Source organism: Streptomyces lincolnensis, assembly GCF_021173675.1.
GTDB classification, from domain to species: domain Bacteria; phylum Actinomycetota; class Actinomycetes; order Streptomycetales; family Streptomycetaceae; genus Streptomyces; species Streptomyces lincolnensis_B.
Window position 1 is genome coordinate 157,260 of the sequence record NZ_JAIHON010000013.1, and the last position, 11,767, is coordinate 169,026.

General features: G+C 72.2%; 13 protein-coding genes and 1 tRNA gene. 12 read left to right on the top strand and 2 right to left on the bottom strand.

Translation table 11 applies throughout. The features are described from left to right. The first annotated feature begins 185 nt into the window (after positions 1-185). The 5 genes from K4B79_RS34750 to K4B79_RS34770 all read left to right on the top strand — a co-directional run bounded on the left by K4B79_RS34750 (position 186) and on the right by K4B79_RS34770 (position 4,595). On the top strand, positions 186-2,501 hold the full coding sequence (locus tag K4B79_RS34750) for a sensor histidine kinase (RefSeq protein WP_232031344.1): 2,316 nt from the start codon (positions 186-188) through the stop codon (positions 2,499-2,501). A gap of 68 nt (positions 2,502-2,569) precedes the next feature. Next, the gene (locus K4B79_RS34755; protein WP_232031345.1) at positions 2,570-3,004 is read left to right on the top strand and encodes a roadblock/LC7 domain-containing protein; all 435 of its coding nucleotides are present in this window, start codon (positions 2,570-2,572) and stop codon (positions 3,002-3,004) included. Between the two features lie 2 nt (positions 3,005-3,006). Next, complete coding sequence (locus K4B79_RS34760; RefSeq protein WP_232031346.1) at positions 3,007-3,378, top strand: DUF742 domain-containing protein; 372 nt, start codon at positions 3,007-3,009, stop codon at positions 3,376-3,378. Continuing rightward, complete coding sequence (locus K4B79_RS34765) at positions 3,356-3,955, top strand: GTP-binding protein (protein ID WP_232031347.1); 600 nt, start codon at positions 3,356-3,358, stop codon at positions 3,953-3,955. Before K4B79_RS34760 ends, K4B79_RS34765 begins: the two co-directional genes overlap by 23 nt. Before the next feature lie 61 nt (positions 3,956-4,016). Continuing rightward, positions 4,017-4,595 carry a GAF domain-containing protein gene (locus K4B79_RS34770; RefSeq protein WP_232031348.1) on the top strand — a complete coding sequence of 193 codons (579 nt, stop codon included), beginning with the start codon at positions 4,017-4,019 and terminating at the stop codon, positions 4,593-4,595. Positions 4,596-4,716: 121 nt separating this feature from the next. On the opposite strand, the gene K4B79_RS34775 is transcribed toward K4B79_RS34770, so the two are convergent. Next, positions 4,717-5,382, bottom strand: coding sequence for a GOLPH3/VPS74 family protein (locus tag K4B79_RS34775; RefSeq protein WP_232031349.1), 666 nt, complete (start codon positions 5,380-5,382; stop codon positions 4,717-4,719). 273 nt (positions 5,383-5,655) lie between these two features. On the opposite strand from K4B79_RS34775, the gene tdh reads away from it, so the two are divergent. The 7 genes from tdh (at position 5,656) to K4B79_RS34810 (ending at position 10,702) form a co-directional block, all read left to right on the top strand. Further along, positions 5,656-6,684, top strand: coding sequence for an L-threonine 3-dehydrogenase (gene tdh, locus K4B79_RS34780; protein ID WP_232031350.1), 1,029 nt, complete (start codon positions 5,656-5,658; stop codon positions 6,682-6,684). A 56-nt stretch (positions 6,685-6,740) separates the two neighbouring features. Further along, positions 6,741-7,934 carry a glycine C-acetyltransferase gene (locus K4B79_RS34785; RefSeq protein WP_232031351.1) on the top strand — a complete coding sequence of 398 codons (1,194 nt, stop codon included), beginning with the start codon at positions 6,741-6,743 and terminating at the stop codon, positions 7,932-7,934. 36 nt (positions 7,935-7,970) lie between these two features. Beyond that, a complete protein-coding gene (locus K4B79_RS34790) occupies positions 7,971-8,873 on the top strand; it encodes a LysR family transcriptional regulator (protein WP_232031352.1) in 903 nt (300 codons plus the stop codon). Positions 8,874-8,925: 52 nt separating this feature from the next. Continuing rightward, positions 8,926-9,522, top strand: coding sequence for a helix-turn-helix domain-containing protein (locus K4B79_RS34795; protein ID WP_232031353.1), 597 nt, complete (start codon positions 8,926-8,928; stop codon positions 9,520-9,522). Between the two features lie 11 nt (positions 9,523-9,533). Beyond that, the gene (locus K4B79_RS34800; RefSeq protein ID WP_232031530.1) at positions 9,534-10,088 is read left to right on the top strand and encodes a GNAT family N-acetyltransferase; all 555 of its coding nucleotides are present in this window, start codon (positions 9,534-9,536) and stop codon (positions 10,086-10,088) included. Between the two features lie 80 nt (positions 10,089-10,168). Beyond that, positions 10,169-10,528, top strand: a complete 360-nt coding sequence (locus tag K4B79_RS34805; RefSeq protein WP_232031354.1) for an MmcQ/YjbR family DNA-binding protein — start codon at positions 10,169-10,171, stop codon at positions 10,526-10,528. A gap of 100 nt (positions 10,529-10,628) precedes the next feature. Beyond that, positions 10,629-10,702 (top strand) — tRNA-Pro (locus K4B79_RS34810). A 150-nt stretch (positions 10,703-10,852) separates the two neighbouring features. Here the strand turns inward: K4B79_RS34810 and K4B79_RS34815 are convergent. Continuing rightward, the gene (locus K4B79_RS34815; RefSeq protein ID WP_232031355.1) at positions 10,853-11,596 is read right to left on the bottom strand and encodes a TetR/AcrR family transcriptional regulator; all 744 of its coding nucleotides are present in this window, start codon (positions 11,594-11,596) and stop codon (positions 10,853-10,855) included. Between the last annotated feature and the right edge of the window lie 171 nt (positions 11,597-11,767).

The window sequence follows — 11,767 nt, forward strand, 5'->3', positions numbered from 1 at the left end:
CCAGAGCGGGGCGGTGTCCGTACGAGTTTGTCAACTGCCCACCGCACATGATGCGTTGCCGACTACTGTCAGTGTCCGTCGGACGACGCAGGGCCGAGGACGTCGGTTCTCCCGACCGACATCCGCATGCGTGTGCCCGCAGCACGCACACACAGGCCCGACGGACCCGTACGACGAGGACACCGATGTCTCACCTCCGCGCACCGGCCGCCCGCGCAGACCGCCGTGAGGGCGGGCGGCACGGGCGGCCGGCCGCCCGAGCCGTTCCCGCGCTGCCCGAGACCCACATACGGCCCCAGCTGCTGCGGCTCGCCGTGCTGCCGCCCGTCGCCGTCGCCCTCAGCGCCTGCGCCGCCGTGCTGTTCACCGTGCGCTCCACCGGGGCCCGGCCCAGCCTCACCCTGTGGTGCGTGCTCGCCGGAGCGGTCGGCGTGACCTGCGCGGGCATTCTGATCGCCGCCGTGGCCGCCGACCGCGCCGCCCGGTCGGTCAGCGACCGGATCGGCGCCCTGCGCCGCGTCAGCGCGCGCGGTGAGGCCGATCTGCGCGCCCTCGTCGAGTCGTTGCGCCGGGGCGAGGCCGCGCCCCAGCGCACACCGCGCGGCGGCCCGCCCGAGGACGCCGACGACTTCGAACTGCTCGCCGCGGACCTGACCCGCGCCCACGACGGGGCCGTCACCGCCGTCGTCCAGGCCACCCAGCTCTCCAGCCAGGCCGGCAGCGAACAGAAGCTGGAGGTCTTCCTCAACCTCGCCCGGCGTCTGCAGTCCCTGGTGCACCGGGAGATCTCCATCCTCGACGAGCTCGAGAACGAGATCGAGGACCCCGACCTCCTCAAGGGCCTGTTCCACGTCGACCACCTCGCCACCCGCATCCGCCGCCACGCCGAGAACCTCGCCGTGCTCGGCGGCGCCGTCTCCCGGCGGCAGTGGAGCAACCCGGTCTCCATGACCGAGGTGCTGCGCTCGGCCATCGCCGAGGTCGAGCAGTACTCCCGGGTCAAGCTGGTGCCGCCGGTCGACGGCGAACTGCGCGGCCACGCCGTCGCCGACGTCATCCACCTGCTGGCCGAACTGGTCGAGAACGCCACGGTGTTCTCCGCCCCGCACACCCAGGTGCTGCTGCGCGCCAACCTCGTCACCTCGGGCCTCGCCGTCGAGGTCGAGGACCGCGGGCTCGGCATGCCCGTCGGCGAACAGGCCCGGATGAACGCCCTGCTCGCCGACCCCGACCAGGTCAACGTCGCCAGCCTGCTCGCCGACGGCCGCATCGGCCTGTTCGTCGTCTCGCAGCTCGCCAAGCGGCACGGCATCCACGTCCGGCTCCAGACCAACATCTACGGCGGCGTCCAGGCCGTCCTGGTGGTGCCGCAGGCGCTGCTGGGATCCGTGCCGGGCGCCCCCGGAGCCGTACCGCAGCCGCCGACCTCCGTCCCCGGCACGGCGGGACCCGGAGCCGCACCGGGACAGCGGCAGGCGCGGCCCGGGGCCGAAGCGGGGCACCGGACCGCGCCGATCGCTCCGCCTGCCCCGCCGCCCACGGCACCGTCGCGGCCGTCATCGGCGCGCACGGCACCGCCCGGCGTGACATCGCCGGGCGTGACATCTCCGGGCGTGACATCTCCGGGCGGCACGACGCCAGGAGGCGCACCGTCCGCCACGGGGTCCGCCGCGGCGCGGTCCCAGCAGGCCGGGTTTCCCGAGGAGCGGCCCACCGTACGGATGGTGCCGGCGTCGGCGAACGGCGGGAGCGGTGCGGTCGACGGCGGTGCTCCGGCCCCGCTGCCCGTGCGCGGCGCCCGGGAGGCGCGGCCCACCCCGGCGGCCGCCCCGCCCGGCATCCGGCCCGACGACCGGCACCGCGTCGCCGAGCACACGGCCGCGCCGCCCACCCCGCGCGCCGGAACCGTGCGCGGCACCATGGGCAAGCCCCAACTGCCCCGGCGGCGGGCCCAGGAGCACATCGTCCCGCAACTGCGCGACGCCCCGGCGCCGAGACCGGAGAGCGAGTATCTCGCCGGGCACGACCCGGGCCTGATGGCGGCCTTCCAGCGCGGCGTCGGCCTGGCCGAGACCCAACAGCACCTGGAGGCGACGTCCGGCGAGCCGGCGCCACCCACGGGAGCGGACCAGCTGGGGTCGCCGGGTCCTACGGGGCTGGCCTTCACGGAGACTGGCCACATGGGGTTCGGCCACATGGAGCCCCGCGCGATGGAGAGTTCCGGGCAGCCGGAGGGCGCGCACGCGGCTTCCGTGCACACAGGGGGCACGCACACGGACCCCACGCATACAGAGGTCACGCATACAGAGGCCACGCACACAGAATCGCGCCACCTCATGGGCGTACGCCATGTCGATCTGCCCATCGGCCTTCCCGCCGACGTACACCCGATCGACCGGACGCGCATACCCGAGGCGCGCGGCGAACGGGACAGCGGTGCCGTGCCCCGTTTCGATCTCGACCACACCACCCGGCACGACGGGAGCGCACCCGCCGGATGACCACCCCCGCGTCCACCCCACCCCCCAGCGCTCCCGCAGACCTTCGTACCTCAAGGAGTCGATCCACCATGGCGAGCGAAGCGCCGACCGGCCATGTATCCGATCTCGACTGGCTGATGAGCGGCCTCGTGCAGCGCGTACCGCACACGACCAGTGCGGTCCTCCTCACCTCCGACGGGCTCGTGAAGTCGGTGCACGGCCTCGACACCGACAGCGCCGACCACATGGCCGCCCTGGCCTCCGGTCTCTACTCCCTGGGCCGCAGCGCGGGCGTCCGCTTCGGCGACGGCGGGGACGTCCGCCAGGTCGTCGTAGAACTCGACTCGACCCTGCTGTTCGTGACCACGGCGGGCTCCGGCACCTGTCTCGCCGTCCTGGCCGGCCGGGAGGCCGACGCGGCGGTGCTCGGGTACGAGATGGCCATGCTGGTCAAGAGCGTCCGCCCCTATCTGGTGACCGCCCCCCGGCAGCACGCCGCGGAACCCACGGCGATGAGGCCTTGAGGGTGGCGGCGGCCGGCGACGGGCCCTGGCTCGACGACGCGGCCGGACGGCTGGTGCGGCCCTTCACGGTCAGCAACGGCCGCACCCGGCCGTCCGTCGCGCTCGACCTCCTGTCGCACGTGATGGCCACCGGATCCACCCCTCTCGGCTACCTCGGCCCCGAGCACGCACAGGCGCTCGACCTGTGCCGCGCACCCGTCTCGGTCGCCGAGGTGGCCGCCCAACTGAAGCTGCCGGCGGTGGTCACCAAGGTGCTGCTGTCGGACCTCGTCGACTGCGGGGCGCTGACCACCAAGCCCCCGGAGTTCACCCACAACCCGACAGACCGGGCCCTTCTGGAGGCAGTGCTCGATGGACTACGACGACAGCTCTGACCCCTTCCCCACCGCACTGAAGATCCTGGTGGCGGGAGGGTTCGGGGTAGGCAAGACGACCTTCGTGGGCGCGGTCAGCGAGATCCAGCCCCTCAGCACGGAGGAACTGCTCACCACGGTCAGCGCCGCGACCGACAGTCTCGACGGGGTCGAGAACAAGGTCGAGACGACCGTGGCCATGGACTTCGGTCGCATCACCCTGGACCAGGAACATGTGCTGTACCTGTTCGGCACCCCCGGACAGGAGCGGTTCTGGTTCATGTGGGACGAGCTCTCCGAGGGCGCCCTCGGAGCGGTCATCCTCGCCGACACCCGGCGTCTGGAGGACTGCTTCGCCGCCGTCGACTTCTTCGAACAGCGCGGTCTCGGCTTCATCGTCGCGATCAACGAGTTCGACGGCTCGCACCGCTACGACCCGGAGGAGGTCCGCGCCGCCATCGACCTCGCCCCGGAGATCCCCGTCGTCCGCTGCGACGCCCGGATCTCCAGCTCCGGCGTCCAGACCCTGCTCACCCTCGTACGGCACCTCATCGCCCACAGTCCGGAGCCTGCGCCGAGCCACGGCGCCCACATGTGACACCCGCACACCCCGCCACGGAGCCGCATATGACCTTCGTCCACAGCGACGGAGCCCGCCCATGAACTACGACCTGCCCCGCCCGGCCGGTCGTCTGCTGCTCACCCCCGAGGACAAGGAGGCCCCCGCCCGAGCCCGGCGGCTCGGCCTGCTCGGTCTCGGAGAGCATCCGGAGCCCGCCCTCGACGTCTTCGCGGCCCGGCTCGCCGAGTCCGCCGGGGCGCCGTACGCCATGGTGACCTTCATCGGCGAGCACCGGCAGTTCTTCGCGGGCCTGTGTGTCCCGGACGTCAACCCGCTCACGGACTCCGGGAAGAGCGCACCGCGGCTGGGCCGCCATCTGGAGCGGGACCATGGGTTCTGCCCCCATGTGGTCGCGCGGCGCAAGGCGTTGGTGCTGGAGGACGTCCGGGACTATCCGCGGTTCGCGGGCAACCCGATCGTGGACGAGTTCGGCATCCGGTCCTACCTGGGCGCCCCGCTCATCGACTCCACGGGCATGGTCCTGGGCACGGTGTGCGTAGCCGACGCCGAACCACGGACGTGGGGGAGGCCCGGCCTGGAGACCATCAAGGCGTCCGCGGCGGAACTCGTGGCCCGGCTGGAGCGACGGGAGGCCGACGGGCTGCCGGTGCTGTGACGGCGGGGCGAGGGGCTCGCCGAGCCGCGTGTCGAGCGGATCGCCCTGCGCTACGGCGAGCGGATCGCCGAGCCGTATGCCGAGCGGCTCGCCCAGCGGCTACGCACCGACGCCCGCGCCGTCAGAAGCCGCGCCAGATGTTGTCGAACGCGGCGTTCTCGATCGTCCGCCGCTGCCGTACGCCCTCCAGTTCCAGCACCGCGTCGCCGACCGCGGCCAGCACTGTCGCGGCCGTGCCACCGGCGAGGGCCTCCGATTCCTCGGCCGATTCCTCGGCCGGTTCTTCCGCCGGTCCTTCGGTCGGTCCTTCGGTTGGCTCCTCGGTCGGCTTCTCGCCGAGGCCGGCGGCGGCAGCCAGGGCGGCGAGGACCGGCTCGCCCGCGGCCCAGCGGTCCTCGGCCTGACGCCGCGCGGCCGAGTCGACCGGTACCGTCCGCCCGGCCCGCAGGGGAATCAGGCGGCCCCGTGGCCGGGCCGTCAGCCCCACCCGCTCGAAGTCGTCCGCGTAGGCAGAGGAGAGCCCGCGGCCCCGACGCCACAGCCAATCCTCGACCGACTCGTACGGCTCCTGTCGTACGAGTGCCGCGGCGGCCTCGTCCAGCAGGTGGTCACCGGTGGGCGACGGGGTGCCGGGGCGGATGCGGTCGCCCTCCAGGACGACGGCCCCGGCCTCCATGAGGTCCAGCACCTCGGCTCCGGCGAGCGCGAGCGACAGATCGCCCTGCTCCACGGAACGGCCGGCTGCCGCGTCCAGGGCGACGATCGCGAGGTCCCGTGCGGTGGTCATGAGCGGCTCCAGGTCAGTCGGCCGAAGGGGCGTGTCCATGCTCGATTCTCGCCGCCTGTCGGAAGTTGTGTGTCCTGTTACGACCATCCTGTGGTGGCCGCGTACGTCGAGGACGGGCGGACGTGAAGCAGATCTGCGGCGCCGCTTAAGAAAACCTCGATGGACCGCGGGTGCTTCCGTACGGCAGATTGCTACGCGATTCCACCCCTCTTCCCGATGGCGGGCTCTCTCGGCATGCCCGCGCCCGGGAACCCACGCACAGGAGCCGTTGCGTTGAAGGCGCTGGTCAAGGAGAAGGCGGAGCCCGGGCTGTGGCTCGCGGACGTCCCGGAGCCGGCCGTCGGCCCCGGCGACGTACTGATCAAGGTGTTGCGCACCGGCATCTGCGGGACCGATCTGCACATCCGGTCCTGGGACGGCTGGGCGCGGCAGACCATCCGCACGCCGCTCGTCCTCGGGCACGAGTTCGTCGGCGAGGTCGTGGAGACAGGCCGTGACGTCGCCGACATCGCCGTGGGCGACCGGGTCAGCGGGGAGGGCCATCTGGTGTGCGGCAAGTGCCGCAACTGCCTCGCCGGGCGCCGTCACCTGTGCCGGGCCACGGTCGGGCTCGGGGTCGGCCGGGACGGGGCGTTCGCCGAGTACGTGGCGCTGCCCGCCGCCAACGTCTGGGTGCACCGGGTCCCCGTCGACCTCGACGTCGCCGCCATCTTCGACCCGTTCGGCAACGCGGTGCACACCGCGCTGTCCTTCCCGCTGGTCGGCGAGGACGTGCTGATCACCGGTGCCGGACCGATCGGCCTGATGGCGGCCGCGGTGGCCAGGCACGCCGGCGCACGCAATGTCGTGATCACGGATGTGAGCGAGGAGCGTCTGGACCTCGCCCGCAAGATCGGCGTCAGTCTCGCCCTGAACGTAGCGGAGTCGACCATCGCCGAGGGGCAGCGTTCCCTCGGCCTGCGCGAGGGCTTCGACGTCGGCCTGGAGATGTCCGGCCACCCCGCCGCGATGCGCGACATGATCGCCAACATGACCCACGGCGGCCGGATCGCCATGCTCGGCCTGCCCGCCGAGGAGTTCCCGGTCGACTGGTCGCGGATCGTCACCTCGATGATCACCATCAAGGGCATCTACGGCCGCGAGATGTTCGAGACCTGGTACGCGATGTCGGTGCTCCTGGAGGGCGGCCTCGACCTCGCGCCCGTGATCACCGGCCGCTACGGCCACCGCGACTTCGAGGCGGCGTTCGCCGACGCGGCGAGCGGTCGCGGCGGCAAGGTCATCCTCGACTGGACCAACTGACCCATGGACCAACTGACCCACGGACCAACTGACCCAGGGAATGTAGGGAACTGACGATGTTCGACTCCGTGCGCGACGACCTCCGCACCACCCTCGACGAGATCCGCGCCGCCGGTCTGCACAAGCCCGAGCGGGTGATCGACACCCCGCAGTCCGCGACCGTCACCGTCTCCGCCGGCGGCCGTCCCGGTGAGGTGCTCAACTTCTGCGCCAACAACTACCTCGGCCTCGCCGACCACCCCGAGGTGATCGCCGCCGCCCACGCGGCCCTGGACCGCTGGGGCTACGGCATGGCCTCCGTCCGCTTCATCTGCGGCACGCAGGAGGTGCACAAGGAACTGGAGGCCCGGCTCTCGGCGTTCCTCGGTCAGGAGGACACGATCCTGTACTCCTCCTGCTTCGACGCCAACGGCGGCGTCTTCGAGACCCTTCTCGGCCCCGAGGACGCCGTGATCTCCGACGCGCTGAACCACGCGTCGATCATCGACGGCATCCGGCTGTCCAAGGCCCGCCGCCTCCGGTACGCCAACCGTGACATGGCCGACCTGGAACGGCAGTTGAAGGACGCCGCCGACGCCCGGCGCCGGCTGATCGTCACCGACGGCGTCTTCTCCATGGACGGCTACGTGGCCCCCCTGGACGAGATCTGCGACCTCGCCGACCGCTACGACGCCATGGTCATGGTCGACGACTCCCACGCCGTCGGCTTCGTCGGCCCCGGCGGCCGCGGCACCCCCGAACTGCACGGCGTGATGGACCGCGTCGACATCATCACCGGCACTCTCGGCAAGGCGCTCGGCGGAGCCTCCGGCGGATACGTCGCCGCCCGCGCCGAGGTCGTCGCCCTGCTGCGCCAGCGCTCCCGGCCGTACCTCTTCTCCAACACCCTCGCCCCGGTGATCGCCGCGGCCTCCCTGAAGGTGCTGGACCTGCTGGAGTCGGCGGACGACCTGCGGGTACGGCTCGCGGAGAACACCGCCCTGTTCCGTCGTCGTATGACCGAGGAGGGCTTCGAGATCCTCCCCGGCGATCACGCCATCGCGCCCGTGATGATCGGCGACGCGGCGAAGGCGGCCCGGCTGGCGGAGCTGCTGCTGGAGCGGGGCGTGTACGTCATCGGCTTCTCGTACCCGGTGGTGCCGCAGGGACAGGCCCGGATCCGCGTCCAGCTGTCGGCCGCACACTCCACGGACGACGTCGACCGCGCCGTGGACGCCTTCGTGGCGGCCCGGGCGGAACTGGAGGCCTGACCGGGCCGTCCCGGACATATTGCGATAATCGATCCCATGATCGAAGCGCGGCGGCTCCACATCCTCCGTGCGGTGGCCGACCACCGCACGGTGACGGCGGCTGCCGCCGCGCTCTACCTCACCCCGTCCGCGGTCTCCCAGCAGCTCACCGCCCTGGAGCAGGAGACCGGCCACCGTCTGGTCGAGCGCGGCGCCAAGGGCGTACGGCTGACCCCGGCCGGCGAGATCCTGCTCAGCCACACCAACGCGGTCCTGGCCCAGCTGGAGCGGGCCGAGGCGGAACTCGCCGCCTACGGCTCCGGTGCCGCCGGCACGGTCACCGTAGCCTCCTTCGCCACCGGCATCGCCCTGGTCGTCGCCCCCGCCGTGACGAGCCTCGCCCGGTCGGCACCCGGCATTCGCATCCGCGTCCAGGACGCCGAGGGCGACGCCAGCCTGCCGATGGTCCTGGACCGGCAGGTGGATGTGGCCGTAGCCGTCGAGTACCGCGGCGCCCCGCCCGCCGACGACCCGCGCCTGGCACACGTCCCGCTGTACGCCGAGCCCTTCGACGCGGTCGTCCCCGTGAGCCACCGGCTGGCCGACGCGGGCGTGGTGCCCCTGGGGGAGCTGGCCAAGGACCCGTGGATCGGCCCCTACCCCGGCAACCCCTGCCATGACGTGGTGGTCCTGGCCTGCGAGAGCGCCGGATTCCAGCCCCGTCTGGAGCACTCCTCGGACGACTTCCGCGCCGTGGTGGCGCTGGCCTCCGCCGGCGCGGGTGTGGCCCTCGTGCCCCGCACCGCGCTGCGCGGCATGGACCTCGCGGGGGTGGTCGTCCGCCCCGTCGACGGCGTCGCCCCCACCCGCCGGGTCTTCGCGGCGGTCCGCCGGGGAGCGGAGGGGCATCCGCTGATCCGCCCGGTGCTGGACGCGCTGGAGGAAGTGGCCCGGATGTGATCCGGAGGGCCCTGTAACCCGGCTGTTTCATTTCTGGGATAACGTCCCGCACATGAAACAGGACCTTGGAGAGGGCCCTCCGGCAGCCGCCCCCGACCCCGTCGACACCCGCCTCGGTGTCCGACTCGCCGAACTCCGGGCCGAACACGGCTGGTCCCTGGGCGAGTTGGCGGAGCGCAGCGGGATCAGCAAGTCCACCCTGTCCCGGGCCGAGCGGGCCGAGATCAGCCCCACCGCCGCACTCCTGAACCGGCTGTGCCATGTCTACGGACGGACCATGTCCCAGCTGCTCAGCGAGGTCGAGGACGAGCCGGCCCTGCTGGTGCGGGGTGCCGACCAGCAGGTGTGGGAGGACCGGGCCTCCGGGTTCGTACGGCGGTCGGTGTCGCCGCCGCATCCGGGGCTGCGCGGTGAACTGGTGGAGGGCAGGCTCGCCGCGGGCGCCGACCTCGCCTACGACCGGCCGCCCGTACCCGGTCTGGAACAGCACATCTGGGTGCTGGCCGGGGCGCTCGCCGTGACGGCACAGGATGTCGAGCACCACCTCGGCAGCGGCGACTGTCTGCGGATGCGGGTGTGGGGCCCGACGCGCTTCCGGTGCGCGGGCGAGGAAGAGGCGCGCTATGTGCTGGCGGTGGTGCGGCCGTGATCGCGACGCCGATGGACGAGGCCCGACTGACGGCGAACGTGGAGGAGTTGGCCGACCTGCTGATCGACACGGTCGACTCGGGCGCCTCGATCGGGTTCCTCGCACCGCTCGACCGCGCGCGGGCCGTCGCCTGGTGGAAGGAGCGTGCCGCCGCGGTGACCGCCGGAGAGCTCGCCGTGTGGACGGCGCGTGTCGAGGGCCGGACCGTCGGCACCGTCAGCCTCTCCTTCCCCGACAAACCCAACAGCCGCCATCGCGCCGAACTGGTCAAGCTGATGGTGCACCGGGACGCGCGCGGGCAGGGCCTCGGGCGCGCCCTCCTGACCACCGCCGAGCGGGCGGCCGCCGAGGCCGGCATCACCCTCCTCCACCTGGACACCGAGACCGACAGCCCCGCCGAACGCCTCTACCGCTCGACCGGCTGGACCCGGGCCGGGGTGATCCCCGACTACGCGGCGGACCCGTCCGGGGTGCTGCGGCCCACGACGCTCTACTACAAGCGGGTGGGCGCGGGCTCGGACGAGCGGGAGACGGGCGTGGAGGAGGAGGCGGAGGCGACCGCGTAGAACCGGAGGCGGCAGCGGGAGAACCGGCAAAAAACGCTCTCACCAGGTGATTGTCAGTGCCATTGGCTACGGTGCCTGTCATGCCGGACGCCGAAGACGTACGCCGTATCGCCCTGTCCCTGCCGGACACGACGGAGAAGATCGCCTGGAACATGCCCACGTTCCGGGTCGCGGGGAAGATGTTCGCCACGCTGCCCGAGGACGAGACCTCCATCGCCGTGCGCTGCCCCAAGGAGGAGCGCGACGAACTGGTGCTGGCCGAGCCGCGCAAGTTCTGGATCGCCGACCACGAGGCACAGTTCGCCTGGGTGCGGGCCCGGCTGTCCGCTCTGGAGGACGAGGGTGAGCTGCGGGACATCCTCGCCGACTCCTGGCGCCAGGCAGCCCCGCCGAGCCTCCTCGACGCCCACCCCGGGCTGGGGATGCCGGCCGCGGACTGAGGTCCTGCCCGTCCGGAGAAACGGATGCGCGACCACCGAGCCGAGTGCGGTATTGTTTCCTTGCGCGTTCGGCCAGGGGAAACCCCAGGTCAGACCGCATCGGGACGTGGCGCAGCTTGGTAGCGCACTTGACTGGGGGTCAAGGGGTCGCAGGTTCAAATCCTGTCGTCCCGACAACGCGAAGGGTCTTCGCGGGCGAGAGCCCGCGGGGCCCTTCTTCGTTTTGGGACGGCGTCTCGGGACGGCGTTTCGGGACGACGGTCGTCAAGCTCTTCGCCTACGCCAGGTACGGCTGGTCATGGGTGATCTGCGCGGTGACCGGGCTCAGTCCGATTCGGTGAAGCGGTCGAGCAGTGCGTCGAGGCCGACTGCGAGGCCCTCGGGTCCGCCCTGGGTGGCGAGTGCGGGGGCGATTTCCCTGAGGGTGGGCAGTTCTTGGGGTGGCATGCGGTGCAGTCCGAGGCGGAAGGCGGGGTCGGGCTCGTCGGCGTTGTCCACCATGGGCCGCAGTTCCGTGGAGACGTAGCCGAGGAGCCACGCGGTGAAGGCGCGGAACGCGGCGCAGGTGCGGGTCTCGTCCAGGCCGGCGTCGCGGAGGAGTGCGAGTACGCGCTCGTGATCCTTGAGGACGGCGAGGGGGCGCTGGGCGAGGGGGACCGCCAGCATGCGCGTGGTGAGCAGCGGGACTGCCTGGGGGTGGGTGAGGCAGACGTCGTAGGTCGCCCTGGCGATGCGGTGGAGTCCGCCGCGCCAGGCGGGCCGCCCGTCGCCCGGACCCGGCTCGGCGGCCAGCCGCTCCTCGAGTTCGAGGTAGAGGGCCTCGACCAGGCCGTCCAGCAGGCCGTCCTTGCCTTCGGCGTACCGGTAGAGCGCCATCGCCTCCACGCCCAGCTCGGCGCCGAGCTTGCGCATGCTCAGCGCCGACAGGCCCTCCCGGTCGACCAGTGCGAGGGCGCTGGCCAGGACGCGTTCCCGGCTAAGTCGCCCGTAACGGCCACGGTCGCTGGCGCGGCGTGCCGGGGTCGATCCGGTGCCCCTGGCCCGCTCTTTCGCCTCTTCCTTGGCCATGCCCGCCTCCAGAGGTCGGCTCGCGCCATGTCCGGGTTGTCCCGTGTTGACTTTATACGGGAGCGGGCTCAATGTGTAAGTATACGGCGTAAATATACGACATCGGAACGCCGAAACACCGGAGCCACGGCAGCGTCGTCCCCCCGTCGTCCCCCCGAGCGAGCCCACACC

Coding starts and splice junctions, on each gene's coding strand:
- K4B79_RS34750 (WP_232031344.1), top strand. CDS start 186: ATGTCTCACCTCCGCGCACCGGCCGCCCGCGCAGACCGCCGTGAGGGC.
- K4B79_RS34755 (WP_232031345.1), top strand. CDS start 2,570: ATGGCGAGCGAAGCGCCGACCGGCCATGTATCCGATCTCGACTGGCTG.
- K4B79_RS34765 (WP_232031347.1), top strand. CDS start 3,356: ATGGACTACGACGACAGCTCTGACCCCTTCCCCACCGCACTGAAGATC.
- K4B79_RS34770 (WP_232031348.1), top strand. CDS start 4,017: ATGAACTACGACCTGCCCCGCCCGGCCGGTCGTCTGCTGCTCACCCCC.
- K4B79_RS34775 (WP_232031349.1), bottom strand. CDS start 5,382: ATGACCACCGCACGGGACCTCGCGATCGTCGCCCTGGACGCGGCAGCC.
- K4B79_RS34785 (WP_232031351.1), top strand. CDS start 6,741: ATGTTCGACTCCGTGCGCGACGACCTCCGCACCACCCTCGACGAGATC.
- K4B79_RS34790 (WP_232031352.1), top strand. CDS start 7,971: ATGATCGAAGCGCGGCGGCTCCACATCCTCCGTGCGGTGGCCGACCAC.
- K4B79_RS34795 (WP_232031353.1), top strand. CDS start 8,926: ATGAAACAGGACCTTGGAGAGGGCCCTCCGGCAGCCGCCCCCGACCCC.
- K4B79_RS34800 (WP_232031530.1), top strand. CDS start 9,534: ATGGACGAGGCCCGACTGACGGCGAACGTGGAGGAGTTGGCCGACCTG.
- K4B79_RS34805 (WP_232031354.1), top strand. CDS start 10,169: ATGCCGGACGCCGAAGACGTACGCCGTATCGCCCTGTCCCTGCCGGAC.
- K4B79_RS34815 (WP_232031355.1), bottom strand. CDS start 11,596: ATGGCCAAGGAAGAGGCGAAAGAGCGGGCCAGGGGCACCGGATCGACC.